The sequence below is a fragment of the Parafrankia sp. Ea1.12 genome (assembly GCF_900465275.1).
Classification (GTDB): Bacteria; Actinomycetota; Actinomycetes; order Frankiales; family Frankiaceae; genus Parafrankia; species Parafrankia soli.
This window is the reverse complement of record NZ_UBIZ01000383.1, coordinates 1-25,632: the sequence shown is the minus strand read 5'-3', so window position 1 is coordinate 25,632 and position 25,632 is coordinate 1. Positions and strand designations below refer to the sequence as shown.

21 protein-coding genes and 2 pseudogenes are annotated in these 25,632 nt (G+C 72.9%); 10 read left to right on the top strand and 13 right to left on the bottom strand.

The genetic code is table 11. The features are described 5' to 3' along the window. The 3 genes from FMEAI12_RS39525 to FMEAI12_RS22015 all read left to right on the top strand — a co-directional run. Positions 1-2,437: AAA family ATPase (locus tag FMEAI12_RS39525; protein ID WP_160144311.1), on the top strand; the 2,437-nt coding region annotated here is incomplete at its 5' end. 55 nt (positions 2,438-2,492) lie between these two features. Continuing rightward, positions 2,493-3,356 (top strand): ABC transporter ATP-binding protein, encoded by an 864-nt coding sequence (locus FMEAI12_RS22020; protein WP_112107680.1) that lies wholly within the window; start codon positions 2,493-2,495, stop codon positions 3,354-3,356. A gap of 2 nt (positions 3,357-3,358) precedes the next feature. Further along, positions 3,359-4,729: an FtsX-like permease family protein gene (locus FMEAI12_RS22015; RefSeq protein ID WP_112107679.1), complete on the top strand. Its 1,371-nt coding sequence runs from the start codon at positions 3,359-3,361 to the stop codon at positions 4,727-4,729. A gap of 20 nt (positions 4,730-4,749) precedes the next feature. On the opposite strand, the gene FMEAI12_RS22010 is transcribed toward FMEAI12_RS22015, so the two are convergent. Then, entirely contained in the window at positions 4,750-5,448 is a 699-nt protein-coding gene (locus FMEAI12_RS22010; protein ID WP_112107678.1) for an alpha/beta hydrolase, read from the bottom strand. 621 nt (positions 5,449-6,069) lie between these two features. Then, on the bottom strand, positions 6,070-7,164 hold the full coding sequence (locus FMEAI12_RS22005) for an LLM class flavin-dependent oxidoreductase (RefSeq protein WP_020462300.1): 1,095 nt from the start codon (positions 7,162-7,164) through the stop codon (positions 6,070-6,072). Positions 7,165-7,475: 311 nt separating this feature from the next. On the opposite strand from FMEAI12_RS22005, the pseudogene FMEAI12_RS22000 reads away from it, so the two are divergent. Then, positions 7,476-7,871, top strand: a pseudogene (locus tag FMEAI12_RS22000) (winged helix-turn-helix transcriptional regulator). Between the two features lie 4 nt (positions 7,872-7,875). On the opposite strand, the gene FMEAI12_RS21995 reads toward FMEAI12_RS22000, so the two are convergent. Further along, a complete protein-coding gene (locus FMEAI12_RS21995) occupies positions 7,876-9,432 on the bottom strand; it encodes an MFS transporter (RefSeq protein WP_235014297.1) in 1,557 nt (518 codons plus the stop codon). 339 nt (positions 9,433-9,771) lie between these two features. Here FMEAI12_RS21995 and FMEAI12_RS21990 point away from each other — a divergent pair, with 339 nt between their 5' ends. The 3 genes from FMEAI12_RS21990 (at position 9,772) to FMEAI12_RS21980 (ending at position 12,889) form a co-directional block, all read left to right on the top strand. Next, the gene (locus FMEAI12_RS21990) at positions 9,772-10,764 is read left to right on the top strand and encodes an aldo/keto reductase (RefSeq protein ID WP_112107676.1); all 993 of its coding nucleotides are present in this window, start codon (positions 9,772-9,774) and stop codon (positions 10,762-10,764) included. A 138-nt stretch (positions 10,765-10,902) separates the two neighbouring features. Further along, positions 10,903-12,222, top strand: a complete 1,320-nt coding sequence (locus FMEAI12_RS21985; protein ID WP_112107675.1) for a TrkH family potassium uptake protein — start codon at positions 10,903-10,905, stop codon at positions 12,220-12,222. After that, the gene (locus FMEAI12_RS21980; protein WP_112107674.1) at positions 12,215-12,889 is read left to right on the top strand and encodes a TrkA family potassium uptake protein; all 675 of its coding nucleotides are present in this window, start codon (positions 12,215-12,217) and stop codon (positions 12,887-12,889) included. The genes FMEAI12_RS21985 and FMEAI12_RS21980 overlap by 8 nt, the downstream gene beginning before the upstream one ends. 51 nt (positions 12,890-12,940) lie before the next feature. On the opposite strand, the gene FMEAI12_RS21975 is transcribed toward FMEAI12_RS21980, so the two are convergent. From FMEAI12_RS21975 to FMEAI12_RS21965, 3 genes are read right to left on the bottom strand one after another with little or no spacing between them, the layout of a single operon-like run. Beyond that, the gene (locus FMEAI12_RS21975; RefSeq protein WP_112107673.1) at positions 12,941-13,672 is read right to left on the bottom strand and encodes an ABC transporter permease; all 732 of its coding nucleotides are present in this window, start codon (positions 13,670-13,672) and stop codon (positions 12,941-12,943) included. After that, the gene (locus tag FMEAI12_RS21970; RefSeq protein ID WP_112107672.1) at positions 13,669-15,282 is read right to left on the bottom strand and encodes an ABC transporter permease subunit; all 1,614 of its coding nucleotides are present in this window, start codon (positions 15,280-15,282) and stop codon (positions 13,669-13,671) included. The genes FMEAI12_RS21975 and FMEAI12_RS21970 overlap by 4 nt, the downstream gene beginning before the upstream one ends. Further along, entirely contained in the window at positions 15,279-16,028 is a 750-nt protein-coding gene (locus FMEAI12_RS21965; RefSeq protein ID WP_112107671.1) for an ABC transporter ATP-binding protein, read from the bottom strand. The genes FMEAI12_RS21970 and FMEAI12_RS21965 overlap by 4 nt, the downstream gene beginning before the upstream one ends. Positions 16,029-16,116: 88 nt before the next feature. Here FMEAI12_RS21965 and FMEAI12_RS21960 point away from each other — a divergent pair, with 88 nt between their 5' ends. Together FMEAI12_RS21960 and FMEAI12_RS21955 are read left to right on the top strand one after the other, a co-directional pair. After that, complete coding sequence (locus tag FMEAI12_RS21960; RefSeq protein WP_112107670.1) at positions 16,117-16,779, top strand: response regulator transcription factor; 663 nt, start codon at positions 16,117-16,119, stop codon at positions 16,777-16,779. Next, on the top strand, positions 16,776-17,885 hold the full coding sequence (locus tag FMEAI12_RS21955) for a HAMP domain-containing sensor histidine kinase (protein ID WP_112107669.1): 1,110 nt from the start codon (positions 16,776-16,778) through the stop codon (positions 17,883-17,885). Before FMEAI12_RS21960 ends, FMEAI12_RS21955 begins: the two co-directional genes overlap by 4 nt. A gap of 7 nt (positions 17,886-17,892) precedes the next feature. Here the strand turns inward: FMEAI12_RS21955 and FMEAI12_RS21950 are convergent, their stop codons facing one another. The 7 genes and pseudogenes from FMEAI12_RS21950 to FMEAI12_RS21925 all read right to left on the bottom strand — a co-directional run bounded on the left by FMEAI12_RS21950 (position 17,893) and on the right by FMEAI12_RS21925 (position 25,145). Then, a complete protein-coding gene (locus FMEAI12_RS21950) occupies positions 17,893-18,375 on the bottom strand; it encodes a hypothetical protein (RefSeq protein ID WP_071065296.1) in 483 nt (160 codons plus the stop codon). A gap of 28 nt (positions 18,376-18,403) precedes the next feature. Then, complete coding sequence (locus tag FMEAI12_RS21945; protein ID WP_112107668.1) at positions 18,404-20,662, bottom strand: hypothetical protein; 2,259 nt, start codon at positions 20,660-20,662, stop codon at positions 18,404-18,406. Between the two features lie 134 nt (positions 20,663-20,796). Further along, positions 20,797-22,026, bottom strand: coding sequence for a hypothetical protein (locus tag FMEAI12_RS21940; RefSeq protein WP_112107667.1), 1,230 nt, complete (start codon positions 22,024-22,026; stop codon positions 20,797-20,799). Positions 22,027-22,037: 11 nt separating this feature from the next. Beyond that, on the bottom strand, positions 22,038-23,546 hold the full coding sequence (locus FMEAI12_RS21935; RefSeq protein WP_112107666.1) for an alkaline phosphatase: 1,509 nt from the start codon (positions 23,544-23,546) through the stop codon (positions 22,038-22,040). A 273-nt stretch (positions 23,547-23,819) separates the two neighbouring features. Then, positions 23,820-24,266 (bottom strand): histidine phosphatase family protein, encoded by a 447-nt coding sequence (locus FMEAI12_RS21930; protein WP_255565723.1) that lies wholly within the window; start codon positions 24,264-24,266, stop codon positions 23,820-23,822. Between the two features lie 109 nt (positions 24,267-24,375). Beyond that, positions 24,376-24,498, bottom strand: a pseudogene (locus FMEAI12_RS39310) (histidine phosphatase family protein); the annotation flags it as partial. Positions 24,499-24,611: 113 nt separating this feature from the next. Next, positions 24,612-25,145: a GNAT family N-acetyltransferase gene (locus FMEAI12_RS21925; RefSeq protein WP_071065319.1), complete on the bottom strand. Its 534-nt coding sequence runs from the start codon at positions 25,143-25,145 to the stop codon at positions 24,612-24,614. A gap of 348 nt (positions 25,146-25,493) precedes the next feature. Between FMEAI12_RS21925 and FMEAI12_RS21915 the strand changes: the two genes are divergently transcribed. After that, positions 25,494-25,632 (top strand): transposase (locus FMEAI12_RS21915; RefSeq protein ID WP_146776683.1); only part of this gene is annotated, 139 nt, incomplete at its 3' end.

The following is a 25,632-nucleotide window of genomic DNA, read 5'->3' as shown; positions in this document are numbered from 1 at the left end:
GGTGAGCAGCTTCGTGGGCCGGGAGGAGGAACTGGCCCGGGTCGGGGGGCTGCTGGCCGCCGGGCGGTTGGTGACCTTGGTGGGCCCTGGTGGGGTGGGCAAGACCCGGCTGGCGCTGGAGGTGGCCGGACGGACGGCGGAAAGGACGGTGGAGCGGACCGGCGTCGAGGCCCGGTTCGTCGAGGCCCGGTTCGTCGACCTGGCGGTGGTGAGTGCCGACGGGTCGGGAGGCGGCGTCGCCGAGGCGGTGGTCGGAGCGCTGGGGCTGCATGACGCGGGGCCGTTGAAAGGCGGCGGGGGGATGCGGCCGGACCCGGTCGGCCGGCTGGTCGCCGCGCTCGCCGAGCGCGAAGCGCTGCTGGTGCTGGACAACTGCGAGCACGTGGTGGCGGAGACGGCCGAACTGGTGCGGCGGCTGCTCGGGGCGTGTCCGCGGGTGCGGGTACTGGCCACCAGCCGGGAGGCGCTGAGGATCACGGGGGAGTCGCTGTGGCCGCTGGCCCCGCTGAAGATCCCGGCGGGCGGTGAGGCGGACGGAGTCACCTCCGAGCGGGCGCTCGGTTTCGCGGCGGTGCGGCTGTTCGTGGACCGGGCGACGGCGGTACGGCCCGGTTTCGCGCTGGGGGACGCCGAGGTGGGTCCGGTGCTGCGGATCTGCGCCACGCTGGACGGGCTGCCGCTGGCCCTCGAACTGGCTGCGGCGCGGTTGCGCTCGCTGCCGCTCGCCGAGGTGGAGGCCCGCCTCGGCGACCGGTTCCGGCTGCTGGGGCGTGGGGAGCGGACGGCGGCTCCGCGACACCGCACGCTGCGTGCGGTGGTGGAGTGGAGCTGGGACCTGATGGACAACAAGGAGCAGGCGCTGGCTCGTCGGCTGACGGTTTTCGTGGGAGGCGCGCCACTGGGGGCGGTGGAGGAGGTCTGCGCCTGCGACGAGCTGGACGACCCGGTCGAAGCGGCCGTCGGGCTGGTGGACAAGTCGCTGGCGGAGGTGGACGCGGCCGGCCGGTACCGGATGCTGGAGACCGTCCGGGAGTTCTGCGCCGAGCGGCTCGCGGAGTCCGGGGAGGAGGCGCGGCTGCAGGCGGCGCACGCGGAGTGGTTTCTGCAGCTGGCGGGCGAGGCGGAGCCGCATCTGCGGCGGTCCGAGCAGCTGGAGTGGCTGCGGCGGCTGGACGCGGAGCACCGCAATCTGCTGGCGGCGCTGCGCCGTTCCATTCCCACGGCGCCGGAGCGGGCACTGCGGCTCGTCGCCGTGCTGAGCGGGTACTGGTTCCTGCGCGGGCTGCGCGGGGAGGCCGCGCCGCTGGCGGCGGAACTGCTGCGTACGGTCGGCCGGGAAATACCGGAAGGGCTGGACGACGAGTACGTACTGTGCGTGCTGAACGCGAGGGCCGATGGCCGGGACCGCCCTGGGCAGCGTGAGTGGTGGCGGCGAGCCGAGTCGATCATGTCGGGCCGGATCGCGCCGCCGCGGTATCCGTATCTCAGCTTCCTGTGGGCGACGGCGGCCGGGCCGACCGACGCCAGCCGGGAGCGCCCGGAGGTGCATGTCGGCACCGACCCCTGGTCGCAGGCGCTGGTCCGGATGGGGAGGGGCTATCTGGGCCTGTTCGCGGGGGATGCGGAGGACGGGGTGGAGCGGGAGTTCGACGCGGCGCTGCGCGGCTTCCGCGCCATCGGGGACCGGCTGGGGGCGGCGGAGACCCTGGACGCCGCGGCGACACTGGCGTCACGGCGGGGGCACCACGCGCGGTCGTTGGAGCTGTGGGCGGAGGGCATCGCGGCGGCCGGAGAGCTGGGCGCTGTGGCCGCGGCGGTGAACATGCGGTGCAGCCGGGGCTACGGGCTGCTGCGTGCCGGGGATCTCGAGGCGGCGCGCGCCGACTTCACCTGGGCCGAGTCGGCGGCCCGACGAGACGGCCTGCCCGACGAGCTGGGCTCGGCCCGCTGCGGGCTGGGTGAGGTCGCCCGGCTGGACGGCGACCTCGCGGCGGCACGACGGCTGTACGAACTGGCCCTGCGCGACGCGGCCGCGGAGCTCGTGTTCGGCGAGGTGACCCGGGTGCGGGCGCTGGTGGGCCTGGGCCGGGTGGCCGAAGCGGAGGGCGACGTGGAGGGCGCGCTGGCCCGGCACCGGGAGGCGCTGGACGTGGCGCTGCGCGGCAGCGATCGTGGCGAGGCGGCCTGCGCGGTGGAGGGCCTGGCGGGGGCGGTGCTGCTGACGGGCGACGGTGAACGGGCCGCGTTGCTGCTGGGGTTGGGGCAGGCGGTGCGCGGCGGGGAGGCAGCGAGGGAGCCGGAGGCGGCGCGGACGGCGGCCCGGGTGCGGAACCTGATCGGTGCCCAGCGGTTCGATCAGGCCCGGCGGCGGGGCGCGTCGATGACAGTGGAGGCGGCGCTGGCCGAGCTGGGGACGGGAGCCGCCCGGCGGCGGTAGGCGGCGGTCAGCGGGCGGTCAGCCGACGGTAGGCGCCGGCGCCGATGGTGCCGACATGACGAGCACACGGAGCACACGGAGCACGACCCAGGAGAGCACCGAGGCCCTGCGGCTGGTGGGGGTGCGTAAGGTCTACGGCGATGACAGCGCCCGGGTGACCGCGCTGGACGGGGTCTCGCTGGCGCTGCCGCGCGGCACGTTCACCGCGGTGATGGGCCCGTCCGGGTCGGGCAAGAGCACCCTGCTGCACTGCGCGGCCGGTCTGGACGAACCGGAGGCCGGCACGGTGTTCGTGGACGGCATCGAGCTGGGCGGCAAGAGCGAGACGGCGCTGACGAAGTTCCGCCGGCAGCGGATCGGCTTCGTCTTCCAGCAGTTCAACCTGCTGCCGACGCTCACGGTCATGCAGAACACCACCCTGCCGCTGAAGCTGGCCGGGCGGCGGATCGACACGGCGCGGTCGCGCGCCGTCCTGGAGCGGGTCGGCCTGGGGCAGCGGCTCGACCATCTGCCCAGTCAGCTCTCCGGGGGGCAGCAGCAGCGGGTCGCCATCGCCCGAGCGCTGGTCTCGGAGCCGAGCGTGGTCTTCGCCGACGAGCCGACCGGCGCGCTGGACAGTCACAGCGCCCGGGAGGTGCTGGGTCTGCTCCAGGAGTCGGTGCGCGCCTTCGGGCGGACCGTGGTGATGGTGACGCACGACCCGGTGGCCGCCTCCCACGCGGACGCGGTGGTGTTCCTGGCCGACGGGCGGCTCGCCGGGCAGATGTCCAGCCCGACCGCGCAGGCGGTGGCGGAGCGGCTGACGCACCTGGGTGACGAGGTGGCGCGGCAGGGGCGGAACAGGGGCACGAGCGGCGCCTACGCAGCCGCCGGCACCGGCACCGGCACCGGCACCGGCACCGGCAACGGAGGGATCTGATCATGTTCACCCTGGCTGTGCGGTCGCTACGGCGACGGATGAGCGCCTTCACCGCAAGCTTCCTGGCGGTGTTCCTCGGTGCTGTGCTGGTGATGGCCTTCGGCTCGCTGTCCGACACCGGCGCCGCCGAAGGAGTGTCGGACACCGATCAGGAGACACTGGTCACCATGTCGACGGTGGTGGGCGGTTGGGGCCTGGCCCTGGTGGCCTTCGCGGTCACCTCCACGCTCACCCTCGGCGTGCGGCAGCGGGCCACGGAGATGGCGCTGCTCAAGAGCGTCGGCGCCACCCCCGCCCAGCTGCGGCGGATGATCCTGGGCGAGGCCGTACTCCTGGCGCTGGCCGGGGCACTGGTGGCCGTCCCGATAGGGGCGCTGGCCGGGCGCGGGCTGCTGGCGCTGCTGAAGTCCACCGACCAGGTGGCCGACGATGTGGCCTTCGCCTACGGGCCGGTGGCACTGGGCACCGGCCTCGGCGTCAGCGTGCTGGGGGCCGCGGGCGCGGCGGTGCTGACGGCGCGGCGCGTCGCGAAGATGCGGGTGGTGGAGGCGCTGAGCAGCGCGGCCGACGCGAGTGCGGGCGGCGGGCGGATGGGCAGGGGCCGGATCATCACCGGCGTGCTGTTCCTTCTCGGTGGTCTGCAGTTGAGCGTGATGGCCGCGGCGGCCGGCCCCGAGGGCTTCGACTCGATGCAGTTCGCCGGCTCGGCGGACATCCTGTTCGGCATCGGGATGGCGTTCTTCGCGCCGGTGCTGGTGCGCTGGGCGACCGCGGTGCTGGCCCGTCCCGTGCAGCGGTTCGGCGGCGTCAGCGGCTACCTGGCGGTGCTCAACCTGCGGCAGCGCACCGCCCAGTTGGCGGCCGCGCTGACCCCGGTGATCCTGTTCGTCGGCATATCGGTGGGCACGCTGTGGATGCAGGTCATCCAGAACGAGGCCAACGCGGCCGCCGGTGTGGTGACCAACGCCGAGGACGATGCCATCGAGACGCTGAACTTCGTGGTCACCGGGATGATCGTGCTGTTCGCCTGCATCATGCTGATCAACACGCTGGTCGCCGCGACCACCGACCGGCGCCGGGAGTTCGGCCAGCAGCGCCTCGCCGGGGCGACCCGCCGCCAGGTGCTGGGCATGGTCATCCTGGAGGGCGCGGTGCTGACCGTCGCCGGGCTGGTGATCGGCACCGTCGCCGCGCTGCCCACCGTGCTGCCGTTCAGCTACGCCAAGACCGACAGCTGGCTGCCCGACCCGGAGGTGGGTATCTGGCTCGGTACCGCGGCGGTGGCCGTGGCGGCGACGCTGGCCGCCCTGCTCGGCTCGGCACGCCGGGCCCTGCGGGCGCCCGCCGTCGAGGCGGTGGCGGTGGCGGCCTGAACTGGAGGGAACCGACATCGTCACAGCCGGTTCGCGGCGGGCTCGGGCTGGCGTGGGACGTGCGCGAGGCGGGCCCGCCCGCCTCCCACGCCCTCGATCTGGCGCAGGGTCTCGACAAACAGCACCGTGAGCGCCGCTACCAGGCGCACTCCGGGCCCGGTCATGATCTGGTGCCCACCCGGCACGGTCGTCAGTCGAGCCGTGCTCACCGTCCGTGTGATCATCTTGGTGAGGTGGAGCGGGCTTGTCTCGTCCTGCTCGCCGTGGATCAGCAGTACCGGCAGGTCGGGCAGCACGCGCGGTGGGAGCTCGGTCGGCAGCTCGCCGGCGAACGGCTGGTGCACCAGGGGAAGTCCCAGCAGGATCAGGGCGTCGGGTCGCAGCGCCGGTGAGCCCGCCAGCGACAGCGAGCGCAGGGCCCCGGTGTCCGAACCGAGCAGGATGAACGGCACGCCGGGCACCCGCGCCTCCGCCAGCGCGACGGCGCCGTGCTCCTGGGTGGACAGGTAGGTCACGTCGTAGCCGTCGATCGCCAGCCGCACGGCGGTCCGTTCGTAGCTGTCCACGCTCTCGCCGCGGCCGGGGATCATCACGATCGAGGCCCGCGGCGGCCGGCCCGCGTCGGCGGCGGGCCAGAACCGGGTCGCGGCGCGGCCGACGAAACCGAGCACCTGGCGGCCGGACCGGATCGGGTTCCGGGTGTCCGTCGGAGAATGCATGATCTGCTCCAGGGAAAATGGGGGCCGGTGCGGTTGGAACGCGCGAGACGGCCCAGGCGAGGATGGGAGTGGCGGTAAGAAAGACCGCCCGGTGGGCAGCCCAAAGAAAACATGCCACGCAGGATGAGAGAGAACACGGCTGTTACCGAAAAAGTCGGAAGAGCGCCGGAGTGGACGTCGCTGAAGGTACGCCTGCCGTCGCTGGAAGAGCCGACACCGGAATCGTGGGGCCGAGCGGGCGGACGAATCCGTCCTGGTGGCCTGGCTCGGCTCGCCCTCGGTGAGGTCAGCTGGCGGGTGACCGCGTACAGGCGGCCGACGCCACCCGCAGGAAATCGATGTGGCCGCGGATTACGAGGCGTGTCGTCTGCAGGAGCCGCCGGGTCGCCCTTAGAGACTGCTGTGTCGCCCGTGGAAACCGAGGTGTTGCCCGTGGAAACCGAGGTGTTGCCCGTGGAAACCGAGGTGTCGTTGAACCCGGCCGGAGCATGGTCCAACTCTGTGCCGTCACGGCGCGGATGTCAACACCATTACGAAATCCGCCCGGCCGGGTCTGCCTGACGAAAGTACCGCGGGGCCGGGCGGTGGTATTTCCGGTTCCGTCCAGGACGGGGGTCGAGGTCACGGGGACCATCGGCCCCGGGCACGCAGGATCGGGAGCACACCCTCCCCGAACCAGTACGCCTCCTCCAGGTGGGGATACCCGGAGAGCACGAACTCGGTGACGCCGACCTGGTGGTAGGTCTCGATGAGGTCCGCCACCTCGTGGTGGCTGCCGACGAAGGCGGTCCCGGCGCCGCCGCGGACCAGCCCGATCCCCGCCCACAGGTTCGGGAAGATCTCCAGCTTCGCGGTCGACCCGTTGTGCAGCGCGAGCATCCGGCGCTGGCCCTCGGACTCGCTGCGCGCCAGCTGCTCCTGCACCGCCGCGACCGTCCGGGCGTCCAGGCCGGCGATCAGGCGGTGCGCCGCCGCCCAGGCGTCCTCGGCGGTGTCCCGGGTGATGACGTGGGCGCGCAGCCCGAAGCGCGGCGCCCGCCCGGCCGCCTCGGCCCTGGACCGGACCTCGGCGAACTTGGCGGCGACGGCGTCCGGCGGTTCGCCCCACGTCAGGTAGACGTCGGCGTGGCGCGCGGCCACCTCGACCGCGGCCGGCGACGAGCCCCCGAAGTAGATCTCCGGTGGCGGGTCGGGGAGCCGCGACAGCCGCGCCCCGCTCAGCCGCACGAAGCGGCCGTCGACGTCCACGGTCCGTCCCCGCCACAGATCGGAGAGCACCGACAGGTACTCGTCGCAGCGGGCGTACCGGTCGTCCTTGTCGAGGAAGTCGCCGTAGCCGCGCTGTTCGTCCGCCTCGCCGCCGGTGACGACGTTGAGCAGCAGCCGCCCGCCGGAGAGCCGTTGGAACGTGGACGCCATCTGTGCGGCCAGCGTCGGCGAGACCAGCCCCGGCCGTACGGCGACCAGGAACTTCAGCCGCTTCGTCGCCTCGACCAGCATCGCCGTGGTCAGCCAGGCGTCCTCGCACCACGAACCGGTGGGGGTCAGGGCGCCGGCGAAGCCGAGCTGCTCGGCCGAGCGGGCGATCTGGCCGAGGTACTCGAGTGTCGGCGGCCGGCCGCGGGTGCTCGCCGTGGCTGGTGCGCCGTGCCCGCCGCCGACCACGTCGCGCGCGTCGCCGGAGGTGGGCAGGAACCAGTGGAAGGTCAGGGACATGCGTGGGCTCCCGGCGGAGGGGACGTGGCGTCGGCATTCGCCACGTCAAGGCCACCAGGTGGGACGGGACCGGATCTCGGGCGACCGGATCGTGACGAGGCGGCGCGGGAGCGGTCGGACGCCCTGGCGGCCGGCGTGGCCGAGGAGCGTCTCAGGAACAGCGCATGCTGCCGCTGCGCGCGAGGTCGACGGCGAGACGTCGGATCAATCTCAACTTCATCGACACGGAAAGTAGTATTTGCCGAGAGAGAGCCGCCGTCAACCGCCGACCGGAGGTCGCGGTGACCCACAACGTGCCAGTGGCCCACAACGTGCCGGTACAGCCGGCGGAGCACGGTTCGCTCGCCGCCGACTGGGAGCCTCGGGGCGAGGCCGACTGCCGGGTACGGACGATCATGGATCGGGTGGGTGACAAGTGGTCGGTCGCGGTCGTCACCGAGCTCACCGCCGGCCCGCGGCGCTTCAGTGAGCTGAAGCGGGCGCTGCCCGGCATCAACCAGCGCATGCTGACCAGCACGCTGCGCGTCCTGGAGCGGGACGGGCTCGTCACCCGCACGGTGTACCCGCAGGTGCCCCCGCGCGTCGACTACGAGCTCACCGGCCTGGGGTGAACCCTGCTCGACACCGTCGCCTCGCTGCTCGACTGGGCCGAGCGCAACGCCGACGGGATCGACGAGGCCCGTCGGCGCTACGACGCCCGCGGTTAGTCCGCTAGTCCGCGGATGCCGCGACGGCAGCCCCTACGACGGCAGCCCCCGCGACGGCCGGTGCCGCGGGTGGGCGGCGGAGAACCAGGGAGCCCAGGAAGGCCACGCCGACCGAGATGAGGCCGCAGATGACGGCGGCGAAGAGGCCGGCGTCCGCGCCGCTGCGTGCGGTCTCGGCGAAGAAGAGTGCCCCCACGCCGGAGACGCCCAACGCCGAGGCGAACTGCTGCGTGGTGGTGAGGACGCCGCTCACCGTCCCGCTGATGTCGGGGGGAGCGGCCGCCATGACACTCGCGGCCAGGGCCGGGATCACCAGGCCGTTGCCGATGCCGGCGAGCATCAGCAGCGGGGTGAGCTCGTAGGCGGTCATGCCGGTGCCCTCGACCGACACCGCCACCGCGATTCCGACCAGGGACAGGGCGGTGGTGAGCGCCCCGGCGGTCAGCACCCGCGGCCCGTACACGGTGACCAGCCGGCGCGCCGCCAGCGAGGAGAACGCGAAGACCACGCCGAGCGGCGCGAACATCAGCCCGGCGTTCAGCGGGGAGCGGTGCTGGCCCACCTGCAGGAAGATCGTCAGGGCGAGTAGGAAGCTGCCGAAGAAAAAGAAGTACCCCGCGCTCATCACCATGCCGCCGACGACCGCCCGGGACCGCACCACGGCCGGCGGGATGATCGGATGCCCGCCGGAGCGCGCCAGCCGGGCCTCCCAGGCCCCGAACCCGCCGAGCACCACGATCCCAGCGGCGAGCGCGAGCCACGTCCACAGCGGCCAGCCCTCGTCGCGGCCGAGGGTGAGCGGGATGAGGACGAGCCCGATGCCGAGGGTCAGCGTGCCCAGCCCGACCGGGTCGAGCCGCTCCGCCCGAGCCGCGCGCGACTCGCGGACCAGCCGCCGCGCCCCGACGAGCGCCGCCAGCCCGATCGGCACGTTGACCAGGAAGATCGGCCGCCAGCCGAGGCCGAAGATGTCGAGGTCGAGCAGCACCCCGCCGAGCACCTGACCGCAGACCCCGCCGAGCCCGATCGTCACGCCGAAGAACGCGAACGCCCGCGGCCGCTCGGCCGGCGGGAAGGTCACGCTGATCAGCGCGAGCACCTGGGGCACCATGGCCGCGGCACCGACGCCCTGCAGCAGCCGGCCGCCGATCAGCACCGCCTCGTTGGGCGCGAGCCCGCACATGGCCGACGCGGCGGTGAAGACCGCCATCCCGAGCAGGTAGATCCGGCGGCGGCCGAACCGGTCACCCAGCCGGCCGCCGGTGACCAGCGCGGCGGCGTAGGTGAACGAGTAGCCGCCGACGACCAGCTCAAGCCCGGCGTTGGACGCGTGCAGGTCCGATTCGATGCTCGGTGCCGCGACGTTGACGACGAACACGTCGAACAGGCTCATGAAGCTGGCGATCAGGATCACGGGCAGCGCCCGCCACCGCCGCGGATCGACGCCCGCCTCGTCCACCGCCGCCACGGTGCTGGACGGCGGTGCCCCGGCGGCCCGGGCGTCGCCGTCCCCGCCGCTCGCGCCGGCTGGATCCATCTCTGTGACCTGGGCCTTCGTCATCTGGTTCCTTCCGCGACAGGCGCCGGACCGCCCGCCGAACCACAGCCCCGCACCCGCGGACCTGTCGCGCACCTCATCGGTGACAGCGAAGTCCACACCGGACGTCGGCATTCCCGGCCCCGGCCGGCCGGACGTGCGCGAGTTTCCGCCCGCGACGGCCCCGGGCCGGCCTTTTCTCTGCGGCGGCGCAGGTCATTGGCCTGCGCCGGGTTTGGCGGACGGCATGGTGACTCCGGACACACACCGGACGCGGCCGCGTCGTGGCAGAGTCGTGGGCTGGTGATCGCGCGGCGGCGCGGTGGCGGTGGGTGCGGCTGTGGTGGAGAGGAGCCTGATCTCGTGGAGTACGTCAAGCTGGGGTCGACCGGCCTGGAGGTCTCCCGGGTCTGCCTGGGCTGCATGAGCTACGGCACCCCGGGGGAGGGGAACTGGCCGTGGTCTCTTGACGAGGACGCGTCGCGGCCGTTCTTCCGGCGTGCGATCGAGGCGGGGATCAACTTCTTCGACACCGCGAACGTCTACTCGCTGGGCCGCAGCGAGGAGATCACCGGCCGGGCGCTGAAGGACTTCGCCCGCCGGGACGAGATCGTGCTGGCCACCAAGGTCCACTCCCGGATGCGGTCCGGCCCGAACGGGGCCGGCCTCTCCCGCAAGGTGATCATGCACGAGATCGACGCGAGCCTGCGGCGCCTCGGCACGGACTACGTCGACCTCTTCCAGATCCACCGCTGGGACGAGACGACGCCGATCGAGGAGACGCTCGAGGCGCTGCACGACGTCGTGAAGGCCGGCAAGGCCCGTTACGTCGGCGCCTCGTCGATGTACGCCTGGCAGTTCACCAAGGCGTTGTTCATCTCCGAGCGGCACGGCTGGACCCGTTTCGCGACGATGCAGAACCACTACAACCTGCTCTACCGGGAGGAGGAGCGGGAGATGCTCCCGCTGTGCGCGGACCAGGGGATCGGCGTGATCCCGTGGAGCCCGCTGGCCCGCGGCCGCCTCACCCGCGACTGGGACGCCACCACGACCCGCGCCGAGTCCGACCCCTTCGCCCGCGCCTTCTACCAGGACGACGACCGGCTGATCGTCGAGGAGGTCGCCCGCATCGCCGACGAGCGCGGCGTGAGCCGGGCCCAGGTGGCGCTGGCCTGGGTGTCACGCAATCCCGTCGTCACCGCGCCGATCGTCGGCGCCACGAAGCCCGGGCACCTCGACGACGCGCTCGCCTCCCTGGAGCTGACCCTCACCGACGACGAGGCCGCCCGGCTGGAGGCCCCGTACCGCCCACGGCCCGTCACCGGCATCCAGGTGCCGCAGCGGCGACGGCTCTGACGTCCGGCTGAACTCGTCAGGACACGTGCGGTGGCCCCGCGGCGAGCCGCGACACCCGGCGCGGACAGGATCGCGAGTGTCCTGCGCCCGGAAGGCGGCCGCCTCGCCCCTCGGTCGCGCCGTCGCCCCGGGGCGGGGTTGCTGACCCATCCGGTCCGGCTCGTCGTGCTGGGTTTCGCGGTCACGGTGGCGGTGACGGCACTGCTCCTGCTCGCACCGGTCGCGACCGAGTCCGGCCGGACGACGTCGCCGCTGGTCGCCGTGTTCACCGCGACCGGAGCCGCGAGCGGGGCGCTCGCCGTCGTCGACACCGGCGCCCACTGGACCACCTTCGGCGAAGTCGTGATCATGGGGGCGGTCCAGCTGGGCGGGCTCGGGTTCATGACCTCGGCGTCGCTGCTGGGACTGCTGGTGTCGCGCCGGCTGGGTGTGCGGATCCGGCTGCTGACCGCCGCCGAGACCCAGTCGTTCGGTCTCGGCGACGTGCGTCGGGTGGTGCGCGCGGTGGCCCTGGTGACCTTCACCGTCGAGGCCGTGATCGCCGCGGTGCTGTTCCTGCGGCTGTGGCTGACCTATGACAGGTCACCGGCCCGCGCCGCCTACGAGAGCGTGTTCCACTCGATCACCGCGTTCAACAACGCGGGCCACTCGCTCTACGGGGACAACCTCGTCGGCTTCGCGGCCGACCCGGTGATCATCCTGACGGTGGCCGGCGGTGTGATCCTGGGCGGGCTCGGGTTCCCGGTGCTGTTCGAACTGCGGCACGAGCTTCGGACACCCCGGTACTGGTCCCTTCACACCAGGGTGACGCTGCTGGGATACGGGATTCTGACCGTCGCCGGCACGATCGCCGTCGCGGCGACGGAGTGGCGCAACGCCGCGACACTGGGGGAGCACGGCGTCGGCGACAAGCTGCTCGCGGCGTTCTTCGCCAGCACCACCGCGCGCACCGCGGGCTTCAACTCGATCGACTACGCGGACGCGGACGCGAGCACGCTCGTCGTGACCGACGTGCTGATGTTCATCGGCGGCGGCAGCGCGAGCACCGCCGGCGGAATCAAGATCACAACATTCATGATCCTCTTCTACGCCATCCTGGCCGAGGCCCGCGGCGACGAGACGGTGGACGCGTTCGGTCGCCAGATCTCCCCGGCCGCGCTGCGCCAGGCGCTCGCGGTCGCGCTGCTCGGCGTCGCGCTGCTGGTCGTCGGCACGTTGTGCCTGCTCTCGGCCAGTGACCACACCCTCGACCAGGTGCTCTTCGAGGTAACCTCCGCCTTCGGCAGCGTCGGCCTGTCGACGGGGATCACCGACGAGCTGCCCGCGTTCGGGCAGTGCGTGCTCATCATGCTGATGTTCATCGGCCGGACCGGGCCGATCGCCGTCGCGTCGGCGCTGGCGCTGCGCGAACGGCGGCGGCTGTACCGCCTACCGGAGGAAAGGCCCATCGTTGGCTAGCCGACATTCCGAGGACGGCGTCCTCGTCATCGGTCTCGGTCGTTTCGGAAGCACCCTGGCCGAGACCCTGCAGGAGCTGGGACATCACGTGGTGGCCGTCGACTCCAACCACGACCTGGTCCAGCGCTGGTCCGGGAAGCTCACCCACGTGGTCGAGGCGGACGCCACCAGCGAGGAGGTGATGCGTCAGCTCGGCGCGCACGAGTTCCGGCAGGCGGTCGTCGCGATCGGCACCGGGATCGAGGCCAGCGTGCTGGCCACCGGTGTCCTCCTCGACCTGTCCGTCGCCGAGGTCTGGTCGAAGGCGATCACCCGCGAGCACGGCCGCATCCTGGAACGCATCGGCGTCAACCACGTCGTCTATCCCGAGCGGGACGCCGGTGAGCGGGTGGCCCACCTGCTGACCGGCCGGCTCATCGACTTCCTCGAGCTCGACGACAACTACGCGATAGCGAAGCTGCGCGCTCCACGCGCGATCTGCGGGCGGGCGCTGGAGAAGACGGCGCTGCGCAGCAGGTACGGGATCACCATCGTCGGAGCGAAGAAGCCCGGCGGCGAGTTCACCCACGCCGAGGCCGGAACGGTCCTCGACGTGGGTGATCTCGTGGTGATCGCCGGAAGGACGGACCGGGTCGAGAGCTTCGCCGCCGAGATCGGCGGATCCTGAGACCGCTCGCCCGCGGTGGTGAGGCATCGCGGTGGTCAGGTGTCGCGGTGGTCAGGCGTCGTGCCGGGCGAGGAGCAGGCCGCCGGTGAGGAGCGCGGCCAGCGCCCACAGCGTGAGCACGCCGAGTCCCTGCCACGGTCCGATCGGCACGGCGTCGACGTCGCCGGTGGCCTGGACGGCGAGCCCGGCGCTCATCGGCCCGGTCTGCTGCAGGTGCCGCCGCCAGCCCGGGTCGGTGACCACCTGGGCGATGATCGGGAACACGTACAGCAGTCCCAGGACGATCCCGGACGCGGCCGCCGGGTTCCGCGCGGCGGTGGCCGTTCCCAGGCCCAGCAGGCCGATGAGGACGAGGTACAGCACGGAACCGACGGCCGCCCGGGGGACGACCTCGTGCTCGGGAAGGACGAACCACCCGACGGTCAGGGACCCGAGGACGGCGGGCACGGCCGTCACCGCGACGACCCCGGCGACGACGACGGCCTTGGCGGCCAGGACAGCCGTCCGCCGGGGCAGCGCGGTGAGCGTGACCCGGACCATCCCGGTGCTGTACTCGTCGCCGATCACCAGGACCGCGAGGACGGCGACGACGGCCTGACCGACCTGGACCCCGGTGAGGCTCAGTCTCGTCAGGTCCTGCCCGCAGCCTCCCGGCGCGCACCCGGTCGCCGCGGCCACCGCGGCGCTCGACCCGACCGTGCTCACGATCACGGCGAGCGCCAGCCCGAGCGTGCCGGGCGAGGTCCGCAGCTTGGTCCACTCGGCGTGCAGGGCCGATCTCACGCGCTCCTCCGCCGGAGAAGGACGGCGGCCGTGCCCAGGGCGAGGGCGGCCCACCCGGCGAGCACCCCGAAGCCGGCCCACGGGGCGAGGGGGAAGTACCCGTTCGCCGGCGTGTAGAGGTTGGCGACCTGCGGATACCGCGTCGCCGTCTGCTGCAGCGCGAACGCCGCCGCCGGGCTCACCCGCAGCAGCCACCGCGCGGCCCCGTCCGGCAGGACGGTCATGGCCAGCAGATACGGCAGGACGAGCACGGCGACGGCGGTCGCCACCGCGGTGACACCGCGCCGCAGCAGCGCCCCCAGCCCGAGCGCCAGCACCGCGGCGACGGCGAGCAGCGCGGCGGTCCCGACGATCACGCGCAGCTCGGTCGGCGTCGTCGCGGGGTGGACGTAGACGCCGTTGCCGCGCAGCACGCGCTGGCCGAGGACGACGGCGACGGCGGCGGCGACCAGGCCGGTCACGAACGCGACGGCGCCGACCACGACGGCCTTCGCGGCGAGCAGCCGGCCGCGGCGGGGGCTGGCGGTCAGGGTGGTCCGGATGAGGCCGCAGCGGTACTCCGCGGTGATGAACCCGGTGCTGACGACGGTCACGACGAGCAACATCACGAAGGTTCCGACGAGGGTCCGGGCGAGGGACACGCCGATACCGGCCGCGCCGGCGACGGCCGGGGCGATGTCGCCGGAGCCGGTCACCGTGAACACGCCGCCGGCGCGTTCGAGATCGCCGCCGGGAACCCGCGGTGCGGGCCCCGGCATGCCGACGTTCTCGCCCTCCCACGCCGGCCGCGCCACCTGGCCGGGCGCGCCGGCCGAGCGAGCCTCGTCCCGCACGAGGAGGTGGTCGAAGGTCCCGGTCGCCTCGGTCGGGCCGCCCGCGGTGCCGGCGCCGAGCGATCCGCCGACCCGCTCCGCGTGCTGCGGGGACGTCGTGACCAGCCCCGCCTCGACCGTCGGCGGCAGGCCGGCCAGCCGCACGGAGCCGACCGTGGTCCACGTGGTGCCGTCCGGCGACTCGGCTCCGGCCACGGTGTCGCCGGTACGGGTGAGCCGCAGCCAGCGCGGGGAGTCGGTGCTGACCGGGCCGGGCGTCCCGGCACGGTCGTGGGTGTAGTCGTACTGCATCCGAACGCCGTGGCCGCCGGTGACCAGGACCGCGGCGTAGGACGAGCCCTGCGCCGTGCCCGCCTTGAGGATGAGCCCGGCCTTGGACCACGGCACGACGGCCGGGCGCGACCCGTGCGGAGACGCCCCTGGCGTGGCCGCCTCGCGTGCAGACGCCTCGTGGGGAGACCCGTCGTCCGGTGGCGGCCCGTCCGGGCCAGGGTCCAGCAGGCGGCTGGTGAGCGAGGTGACGCGGACGGTGATGCTGCCGTCCCCGGTGAGCGGGCGGTGCGCGAAGGCGAAACTGTCGACGACGACCTCCCCGCCGGGCCCGACCGGCGGCAGGCACTCCGACCCGGGCCCGTTCCGGCCGCACGAGCCCTGCATGCCTGGCAGCAGGCCCAACAGGATCGTCGCGCCCGCGGCCGTGACGGCCGCCACGACCCAGCCGCGGACGGTGCGGAACTTCGTGAACTCGGCGCGCAGCACCTGGCCGAAGGCGTTCATCGGGCCCGCGCCGGGTCCACGGCGCGGAACTCGACCTCGTCGCGGGTGAGCGCCAGATAGACGTCCTCCAGCGTCGCCCGCCGCGCCCCCGGCGCGGTGGCCAGCAGGTGAGCCACCGGCGCGTCGGCGATGACCTTTCCGCGCCCGACCACCACCACGTGGTCGGCGGTTTCCTGCAGTTCGCTCATCAGATGGCTCGACACCAGGACCGCGCGGCCCTCGGCGGCGAGCGCGCGCAGGAGCCGGCGCATCCACACGATGCCCTCCGGGTCCATGCCGTTGAACGGCTCGTCGAGCAGGAGCGCCGGTGGGTCGCCGAGCAGCGCGGCGGCGATCCCGAGCCGCTGCCGCATGCCGAGCGAGAAGCCGCCGGCCCGGCGCCGGGCGACCGCCCGCAGGCCGGCCTGATCGAGAACCTCGTCGACGCGCCGGGCGGTGAGGCCCTGCGAGTGGGCGAGCCAGAGGAGATGGTTGCGGGCGGTCCGGCCGGGCTGCAGCGCCGCGGCGTCGAGCAGGGAGCCGACGTGGCGCAGCGGGTCGCGCAGGCCGCGGTAGGGATGGCCGTCGACGAGGGCGTCACCGGCGTCGGCCCTGTCGAGGCCGAGGATGACGCGCATGGTGGTGGACTTGCCCGCGCCGTTCGGGCCGACGAACCCGGTGACCTGCCCCGGCCGAACGGCGAAGGTCATCCCGTCGAGGGCGACGGTTCCGCGGAACCGTTTGCGCAGCCCGTGCACAGTAATCATGGGTCCGGGTTCTACGCGTGCGCCGGTGTCATCCCGGTGCCGGTGGACGACACCGGGCTGACACCCGGGGCATGGCACCGTGAGGGGCGTGCGTGTTCTGGTGGTCGAAGACTTCGAGATCCTGGCCCGGACCCTGGGCACCGGGCTGCGCCGTGAGGGCATGGCGGTCGACGTGGTCCTCGACGGCGCCGACGCTCTCGATCACCTGGCGGTGACGCGGTACGACGTGGTGGTCCTCGACCGGGACCTGCCCGGCGTGCACGGCGACGAGGTGTGCCGGCGGATCGCCGCCGCGCACTCGGCGAGCCGGGTACTGATGCTGACCGCCGCGAGCACCGTCAGGCAGCGCGTCGACGGACTCGGTCTGGGCGCCGACGACTACCTGCCGAAGCCGTTCGACTTCGCCGAGCTGGTGGCCCGGGTCCGGGCGCTGGGCCGCCGTCCCGCCGTGGCGCTGCCGCTGATCCTCGAGAGCGGTGACCTGACCCTCGACCCGACCCGCCGGGTCGCGTCCCGCGCCGGGCGCCGCCTGGATCTGAGCCCGAAGGAGTTCGCGGTCCTGCAGTGCCTGCTCTCCTCGACCGGACGGCTGCTCTCCGCGGAGGAGCTCCTGGAACGGGTGTGGGACGAGACCGCCGACCCGTTCACGACCGCCGTGAAGACGACGATCCGCCGCCTGCGGGCCAAGCTCGGTGATCCCCCGGTGATCCACACGGTCCGCGAGGGCGGCTACCGGATCGGTGAGTCGTGACGCTCCGGTGGACGCTGCGGACGCAGCTCACCCTGCTCTACGCGGGCCCGTTCCTCGTGTCGGGCGTCCTGCTGCTCTCCGTGCCGATCCTGCAGACCCGCCAGTCCGTCCCCGTGGGAGTCCCGCCCGGCCTCGGGACGAGCGCCCCGCCCGGCCCGGACACGTCCCGTCTCCTCACCGTCTCCGCGGTCGCCCTCGCCGCCATGGTGGTGATTTCGATCATCCTCGGCTGGCTGGTGGCGGGCCGCTTCCTGCGCCCGCTGCGCACCATGACCGCGACGGCACGGGACATCTCCGCCACCAACCTGCACCGCCGGCTCGGGCCCCACCGGCGGCCCGGCGAGTTCACCGAGCTGGCGGGCACGCTGGACGACCTGTTCGAGCGGCTGGAGGCGGCGTTCGCGTCGCAGCGGCACTTCGTCGCCAACGCCTCCCACGAGCTGCGGACGCCCCTGACCGCCACGCGGACGGTGCTGCAGGTGGCCCTCGCCGACCCGGACGCGACGGTCGACTCGCTGCGGGCCGCCTGCCAGGACGTCCTCGCTCTCGGCGAAGCACAGGAGAGCCTCATCGAGGCGCTGCTCACGCTGGCCGGCGGCGAGCAGGGGGTGGAACACGGAGAACCGTTCGATCTGACGGTCGTCGCCCGCGGCGTCCTGCTGACCCGGCGGACCGGAGGCGTCGACGGCACCGGACGGGACGATGGCGTCGAGGGCGTCGAGGTGACCAGCGCGTTCGGCGCGGCGCCGACGGCCGGCGACCCACGGCTGGTCGAGAGCCTGGTGGCGAACCTGGTCGACAACGCGCTGCGGCACAACGTCCCCGGCGGACGAGTCGAGATCGTGACGGCGGCCACCAGGCACGGAGCACACCTCACGGTCCGCAACACCGGACCGGTCGTCCCACCGGACCAGGTCGAGCGGCTCTTCCAGCCGTTCCAGCAGCTCGGCGGCCAGCGGGTCCGGCGGGGGGCCGCCGGGCACGGCCTCGGGCTGGCGATCGTCCGCGCCGTCGCGGGCGCGCACGGCGCCACCCTGACCGCGCGCGCCCGGCCCGAGGGTGGCCTGGACATCGAGGTCCTCTTCCCTGGAGTCAGGATCCCCTGAGCCAGGCCTAAAGATCCACGCTGTCGTCGTCGACCGGGTCGTCGTCGACGAGGTAGGCGCCGCCGTCGTCGTCGAGGCCGAACGAGGCACCACCGGCTCCGGAGCCGGTGGTGCCGTAGTCCTCGGGGTGCTTCCACCCGCCGTCATCGGAGTGCTTCGCCTCGTGGCTCTCGTGATGCTCGTGGGTTCCGCCGGTCTCGTGGACCCCGTCGGTCTCGTGCGGGTCCGAGTCGTGGAGCTTCGTCTCCTCGGCGCCGGACGCGTCGTGGTGGGTGCCCGTAGCCGTCTCGGCGTTCGAGCCGTGGCCCGGGTCGAGGTCCCAGTCGTGGTCCCAGCCCTCGCCCCAGCCGGCGCCGTCGACGGAACCGGCGTCCAGGCCCGCGTCGCCGTGGCGGGTGACCGGGTCCGTCAGGTCCGGGTCGGCGTGATGCCCGGCATAGTCGTCGGCGTAGGCGCGGGCCCGGTCGAACTGGCTGGTGAAGATCGACATTCCTGCTCCCCGCGGGTCAGAAGGTGGATCAGAAGTCGACGAAACGGGGCGTGGCGACGGTATCCCGGGCGGCCCGGAGATGGTCCGCGATCGTGCCCCGCCCGACCCGGATCCCCGCCCCCGCGGGATAGCGTCGCAGCACGTCCAGCCGCGCGAGCCGGTACGCGACCGCGCGCAGCACCGCCTCCCGGGTGTGGACGGGCGCTCCGCGCAGCTCGGACGTCATCCGCCGCGCGGTCTCCCACCGTGGCGCGAACAGGTTCTCGGTGAGGACGTAGCCGAGCACCGGCAGGGTGGTCGAGACGAGGACGTTCCACCGGTCGAGCAGCGTCGCCCAGCCGCGCGCGGACTGCGCCCCCAGCTGCGCGGTCTGCTTCTCGCCCTGCGTGTAACGGCTGTAGGCCTGGGTCGCCCCCGACACCAGGAAGACCGGGTTCAGCAGCGCGGCGACGCCCAGGGAGACCGCCGTCCCGGTGTAGTTGGGGCGTGGCAGCGCCGCCGGGTCCAGGTCGAGCAGCCGGGTCGCCTGGGCGGCGAGCTGCGCGGTCTCCGCCGCCGCGCGCTGCACCGGCGTCAGCGCCGCCCGCAGCCGACCCTCCTGTGCCTTCAGCCAGGCGGGCTCGGCGCCACCGGTCACCGGTTCCAGCAGCAGGGCGTCGCGGTGGCGCACGAACGCGGGCAGCACCGAGCCGACCTGGTCGAGATGGCGCTGCAGCTCGACCAGGCCCTCCGCGAGGGTCGCGGCCGTCCGCGCCCGCGCCTCGTCGTCCGTGGGCTGTGGCACCGCCCGGCCCAGCTCGGCCGCGGTACCGTCACCGAGCAGCACGGCGTGCAACTCGTAGAACGGCCCGAAGATCGTATAGAGGAAGTAGTCCTCCTCCAGCCCGACGGCCGCCCGCAGCATGTCGGGGACGGCCCGCGGCCCCGCGGTGGCGTGCCGGCCGGCCACGATGTCGGTGTGCACCGCGCGGACCAGTTCGAGCTGGCCGACGATCGAGACCTCGGCGTCGCCGGTCGCCACCCGCAGACCGGCCCGCTGCTCCTGGGACGTCCCCTCGACCGCGCGCAGGGCCGTGAACGGCAGGCGCAGCTCCAGGCCGGGACCGCGGACCCGCAGCGCGTCCGGCCCGACCGCGCAGACGACCGGCCGGCCGTCGGCGAGCTCGGCCGGGTACGGGCCGTCCGCCAGGGTTCGCTCGGCGGCGGCGCGCAGCGCCGGATGCTCCAGCAGGCGCCGGCCGAACACCGCCGACTCGCTCTGCACCGTCACCGGGCCGTGCTCCGGGTCGACGACGACGAACCGCTCGGCCGACCCGGCGACGCGCAGCCGCGAGTCGAACAGGTCGAACCTGGCCACCACCCGGGCGCTGTGATGCTCCTGAAGCTCGAGGGCGGTGTCGTCGAGCACGCAGTCGACCCTGGTGACCTCGGCGTCTCCCGCCAGGCCCCGCGCCGACACCGGGGCCGACGTCCCGATGGCGGCCGGCGCGTCCGAGGCGTCCGCCCGTACCGTCCCCGTTCCCGCCGCCGTGAGGAAGGCGTGCAGCACCTGCGGGGTGACCAGGTGCAGGACGACTCCGGTGAGGAACCGGCCGTCCAGGACGGCGCCGCCGCTGACCACCGCGACACTCGGGCCGCCCGGGCCGACGCCGATTCGGTTCAGCGGCCAGTCGAGCAGCGCCCGCCCGCGGGCCCGCAGCTCCAGCCGCCCGCCCCGCACGACCACGTACGCCGTCAGCTCCCGTGGCGCGGCGACGGCTGGTGTCGCCTCCGTCGCGGACGGCGCGGCCGCGGTGGGCTCGGCCTCGTACAGCGGTGTCACCGAGACCGCGCACGGGCTGACGAAGGACGTCGATGCCGCGTCCGCCAGCAGCGCGCCCCGCAGGCCGGTGAGCAGCGCGAGCGCCTCGGTCGGCAACGGTGCCACCGTGGACGCGGCGAACGCCCGTCCCGCCGGTAGCCGCAGGTCGACGACGAGGCGGCCGCTGTGCTCGACGAGCTCCACCGTCGCGCCCGGGTCGACGGCCGGCTCGAGCGCGGTCACGGTGGTGGCCCCACCGAGGACGTTCGTGTCATGGACGTAGGCCGCGGGGTGGTCGGTGAGCACCAGCCGGCGGCTGCCCATCCGGGAGAAGCCCTGCGATCCGTGCTCCCGGAGCGGGAACCACGCGCTGTCGAACACCACCTGCCCGCGGATCCGCTCCAGCCCGCCGGAGGCGGGCCCGCCTCCGGCCGGTCCGAGGGACGTCCGGCTGGCGGACGGCGGGTCGAGCGGCGTCGGATGCACAGGCGGGTCCTCGGTCTCGGGCTTCTCGTGTTCCTCGCCGGATGCGGCTCAGCGGTGGCTACAGCCGACGTTCACGGAGTGGAACCCTATCCGCACGTTAGCGCGGATCATCCCCATCGATGCCGGCCCCCTGTTCACCAGGTGCTGTCGACCAGGCCGGTGCCCAGATACACCTGGTCGAAGCCGTTGCCGTCGTTGTCGTCGGTGTAGGCGATCACGATCTGGCCCCACGGGTTGACGCCGAGCGCCGGCTCGTTCTGCTTGCCGGCGACGGTGCTGTGGACCCGCAGCCGGGGCAGCCGGCCGGTGACCGTGCCGTCCGGGTTGAGGCCCTGGGCGTGGACGTCGGTGGACTCGCCCCAGGACACCACCGCGTTGCGCTGGTCGTCGATGCCGGTCTGCGGGTCCGCCCCGGGCAGGACGACCTCAGGTCCGGCCGCGTTCGCCGCGCTGAAGGAACGGGCGCCGACCTGCGCGCTCCCGTTCTGGTCGGTCTCCCAGGCGACGACCTGGTCGCCGTTGAGGTTCGCGGCCACCGACGGGTGGAGCTGGTTCCCCGCGGTCGTCACGTCGGCGACGGACTGGGCCGCCTTCACCCCGCCCGAGGAGGTGAGGATCTTCCGGCCGATGTTGAACGACCCGTTGCCGTCACCGTCCTCGTCCCAGACGACGACGGCGTTGCCCGCGGCGTCCATCGCCACGTCGGGCCGGCGGTGGGTGCCGCCCGTCGCGTGCACCTGGACCTCGTAGGTCCTGGCCGACACCGACGCGAACCCGGACACCCGCACGGTCGGTGCCGCGGTGCCCTGGATGTCCTCGAACGCGACCGCGAACCCGGGGCCGTCCGGGTCCGCCGCGACGTGCGCGTTGAGCTGCTGCCCGTCGGCGTTCGCGTTGGCCTGGGCCGAGCCGGTCACCGTGCCCGCGGTGTTCACCGCACGCACGGCGATGTTGTAGTACCCGTTGCCGTCAGGGTCCTCCGCCCAGATGACCACCGCGGTGCCGTCCTCGCGCAGGGCGACGTCGGGCTGGACGTGCCGCCAGCCGCCGCTCCCGCCCGCCGACAGCTTCTTCTCGTACAGCGACGTCCCGTCGCGGTACAGGCGGAGGTACACCTCGGTGTGAAGGGTGTCCTCGGGGGCCGTGGTATCCCGGTCGTCCTCCCAGACCACGGCGGTGTAGCCGTTGCGGGTCGCGGACACCTCCGCGTTGTCCTGGTCGCCGGTGGCGTCGGAGTTGGCGGCCGTCCAGGTGACGTCGGCCGCCGTGGTCCCGTCCGCCGCCGCCGTGCCGACGAGCGCCCCGGCGAGGGTGACGGCCGCCGCGGCCCCGACGACCGCGACGCGGGTGCTGTGCCTGCGCATGCCTGCCCCGTTCACACCGTCTGGAGACCGGGGTTGCCGGCCTCGATCACGTAGCTCTGCACAGTGGTGGCCGCGCTGCCACGGACCGTGACCTGGTTGAGCGCGCGGAAGTCCACCGTCATCTGGGTGGGTGTGGTGACGGTGCGGACGTAGCCGCGCCGGTTCCAGTTGAACTTCACATGCGGGTTGAGGCTGGACAGGCCGGTCCCGGCACCGGCGCCGTCCCCGCCCGAGGTGATCGAGGTGGACACCAGCTCGGTGCCGATCACCTTGTTCTGGGTCGCGTAGTCGTCCATGATGTCGGCCGCCCAGTGCTGGTGGACGTCTCCGGTGAGCACGACCGTGCTGGTGTTGCCGCGGGCCTGCCAGCCCGCCTGGATCCGGCCGCGGTTGGCGGTGTAACCGTCCCAGGCGTCCATGCTCTTCGAGCCGTCGGCGGCGGCGAGGCGCTGGGCGAAGAACACCTGCTGGCCGATGATGTCCCAGGTACCCAGGCGCTGGCCGAGGCCGTCGAGCAGCCATGCCTCCTGCGTCGCCCCGGTCAGCGTGCGTGCCGGGTCGTCGGCCGCGGCGCAGACCTTCGTGCCGTCACCGCACGCCTGGTCGTCCCGGTGCTGCCGGGTGTCGAGCATGTGGAAGGTGGCCAGGCTGCCCCAGCGCAGGCGCCGGTAGAGCTGCAGGTTCTCGTTGACGGGAACCTGCGCCGACCGCAGCGGCATGTGCTCGTAGTACGCCTTGTAGGCGGCCGCCCGGCGGGCGGTGAAGTCGCCGGCCGGACTGGTGTCGTTGCGGACGAGGTCGGCGTAGTTGTTCTCGACCTCGTGGTCGTCCCAGACCGGTATCCACGGCGCGGCGGCGTGCGCGGCCTGCAGGTCGGCGTCGGACTTGTGGAGCGCGTGCCGGACGCGGTAGTCGGCCAGCGAGCTGATCTCGGCGCTGGGCACGTGCGAGCGCACGCCGGACCCGGCCGCGCCCTCGTAGATGTAGTCGCCGAGGTGCAGGATGAGGTCCGGGTTCTCCTCGGCCATCCGGCGGTAGGCGGTGAAGTAGCCGGCCTCGTAGTGCGAGCACGAGGTGAACAGCATCTTCAACGCGGGGCTGGAGCCGACGGCCGGGGCGGTCCGGGCCCGGCCGACCGGCGAGATCTGGCCGGAGGCGCGGAAGCGGTACCAGTACTCCCGGTTGGGCTGCAGGCCGCCGACCTCGACATGCACGCCGTGCGCCCAGGCCTGGACGGCGGAGACCGAGCCGCTGGCGGCGATCTGGGTGAAGTACTGGTCCGTGGCGACCTGCCACTCCACGGTGACGGCGCCGCTCGACATGCCGCCGAGCCCGTCCGCGGCGAGGGGCCTGGGCGCGAGGCGGGTCCACAGCACGAATCCGTCCGCGCTGGGCTCGCCCGAGGCGACGCCCAGCGTGAACGGATAGGAGGCGGCACGGGCCGCCGCGGCGCCCGCCAGCACCGTTCCCACGCCCGCAATTCCGCCGAGAACGACGGACCGTCGGCTCACCTGGCTCATGAATGATTCCTACGACCTGCCGAAGCAACCGGAGGTGCGATCCAGAAAGCGTTCACGGCCCGTTGGCCAGTGCGATCCCAGGTCCCGTCTCGACGGATCATCCGTCATCTGCTCGACGCCTGGAAAGGTCTATGCACACAGCACGGTTTATGGCAGGGGCACGGCCGCGGAAGAAACCAGGAGACGTGTTTCGCACCAGGCCCGCCCACGGCGGCGGGGGATTTCGGGTCGAGCGGCGTCGAGCCGTTCAGGCACATGGCCGCGTACTGCCCGTCAGGGGCCGGATTCCCGCGCCGCGGGTGTGAGATGGGCGGACTCGATCTGATCGAGGTGTCGGGTGCTGTTGTGCTTGACGAGCTGCCAGCGTGCCGCCCCGAACTCCGGCGCGCGGTGTGACCACCAGGTGATCGAGCAGTGCGCCACGGCGAAACCGACCCCTGGGCGCGACGGCAGCCGCAGGAACCGTGTGTGGGCGGCCTCGACGGTCTCGGCATGCGCGACGACGAGCACCCGCTGCTCCGGATGTCGTTCGATGATCTCTCCCAGAGCTGCCATCGCCCTGGCGAGGTACTGGTTCCAGCTTTCCGCGCCCTCGGCGAACGGCCGGTCCGGCTCGTCGCCGGGGCTGGCACCGAACGCGGCCCAGATCTCCGTCCAAGGCCGGCCGTCCGCGACGCCGTGCTGCGGCCCCGCCAGTGCCGGCTCGACGGTGACCGGCACGCCGAGCCCGCCGGTGGCGAGTTCCGCGGTCTCCCGGGCACGGCGGCCTCGACGAGACGTAGACGGCGTCGAAAGGCTGGTCGTCGTGCATTCGGCGAAGCCGCCTGCCGAGCTGCCGCGCCTGGTCACGGCCGCGTTCCGTCAGTCCGGTGCAGCCGATCTCGCCGCCCGCGACACGTCTGAGATTGCAGTGCGCCTCACCGTGCCGCGCGAACAACAGATCCGTCTCCATCGCCGCGATACCCCCGTCTCGGAATGCGCCTGTCGCAGAGAGTGTCACTCACCACGCTGCGACGCGTACCGATTCGCGGAGGACGAATGCGCGAGCGGCTCAACGTCGGCACCTCAGCTGACGGAGCTGGGCGGGGAGCCTGGCGCCCAGGGATCGGGCGTGTACGCGGAGCCGGTGTCGCGTCGCCACTGCATCCATCGCTGGAGTTTGGTCAGGGGCGTGAATCCGCTCGCGGCGTAGTGGGCGTGCGCGTCTTCCGTCACCAACGTGAACTGTGAGATGCCGCGCAGCAGTCGATGCTGGAGCAGCCCGCACACCAGCCAGCGCCCAACACCTTTGCCACGATGGTCCGCATCGACGTAGACGTCGTCGATGAATCCGACGGCCACCCGGTCGGTCACGCAACGGGCGACTCCCCGCTGCCGACCAGCCGGATCGTAGACGCCCACGGTGAGGGAATGGTCGAGCGAGGTGTTCACAGCCTCCTGGCTGCGGCCACGCGACCAGGCGGCCTCCAGCGACAACCACCTCCACACCTGGTGGCGGTCCAGGAGCTCGGGACTGTCCGACAGCTTCCACCCCTCGGCCTGTAACGGCTGCCAGGGCGGGTTCGCCGGCCTGTCCAAAGAAGTGATCACGTTTTTCATTGTGTCGCCAGTCTCCCACCCGGGAGACTGGTCGAGGTGAAAGGCGCACGCGATTTCCACCGGTGGGTGGTGCGCCGGGACTTGCGCGCACCACCCACCGGTCGGGTCGTCAGGCGATGAGGTTCACGTTGAGAACCTGGCCGACCACCGGGTGACGTAGGAGGAAGCTGGTCGGGTGATACGTCCGCTGGCCCGCGACGTCGCATCTCACCTGGACGGTCGCGGTGCTGGGGACGGAAGGATTGGCGAAGACGACTGAGTACCTGTCCTGAATCTTGGTTCTCTGTGCGGAGAGTGACGTGGGGGTGGGAGGTTTTGGGTTGGCGGTGGGGCTGGTAGGTCGTGGAGATGGCACGTTCTCCTCGGTATCCCTCGGATCTCACGGACGCGGAGTGGGCCTACGTGCAGCCGCTGCTGCCGGCGGCGTCGAAGGACGGCCGGCCCGAGAAACACGACCGGCGTGACATCGTGGACGCGATCCTCTATG

Excerpts from the sequence above, each read along its gene's own strand:
- FMEAI12_RS22020 (WP_112107680.1), top strand. The coding sequence starts at position 2,493 with ATGACGAGCACACGGAGCACACGGAGCACGACCCAGGAGAGCACCGAG.
- FMEAI12_RS22015 (WP_112107679.1), top strand. The coding sequence starts at position 3,359 with ATGTTCACCCTGGCTGTGCGGTCGCTACGGCGACGGATGAGCGCCTTC.
- FMEAI12_RS22010 (WP_112107678.1), bottom strand. The coding sequence starts at position 5,448 with ATGCATTCTCCGACGGACACCCGGAACCCGATCCGGTCCGGCCGCCAG.
- FMEAI12_RS22005 (WP_020462300.1), bottom strand. The coding sequence starts at position 7,164 with ATGTCCCTGACCTTCCACTGGTTCCTGCCCACCTCCGGCGACGCGCGC.
- FMEAI12_RS21995 (WP_235014297.1), bottom strand. The coding sequence starts at position 9,432 with ATGACGAAGGCCCAGGTCACAGAGATGGATCCAGCCGGCGCGAGCGGC.
- FMEAI12_RS21970 (WP_112107672.1), bottom strand. The coding sequence starts at position 15,282 with ATGAACGCCTTCGGCCAGGTGCTGCGCGCCGAGTTCACGAAGTTCCGC.
- FMEAI12_RS21965 (WP_112107671.1), bottom strand. The coding sequence starts at position 16,028 with ATGATTACTGTGCACGGGCTGCGCAAACGGTTCCGCGGAACCGTCGCC.
- FMEAI12_RS21950 (WP_071065296.1), bottom strand. The coding sequence starts at position 18,375 with ATGTCGATCTTCACCAGCCAGTTCGACCGGGCCCGCGCCTACGCCGAC.
- FMEAI12_RS21940 (WP_112107667.1), bottom strand. The coding sequence starts at position 22,026 with ATGCGCAGGCACAGCACCCGCGTCGCGGTCGTCGGGGCCGCGGCGGCC.
- FMEAI12_RS21935 (WP_112107666.1), bottom strand. The coding sequence starts at position 23,546 with ATGAGCCAGGTGAGCCGACGGTCCGTCGTTCTCGGCGGAATTGCGGGC.
- FMEAI12_RS21925 (WP_071065319.1), bottom strand. The coding sequence starts at position 25,145 with ATGAAAAACGTGATCACTTCTTTGGACAGGCCGGCGAACCCGCCCTGG.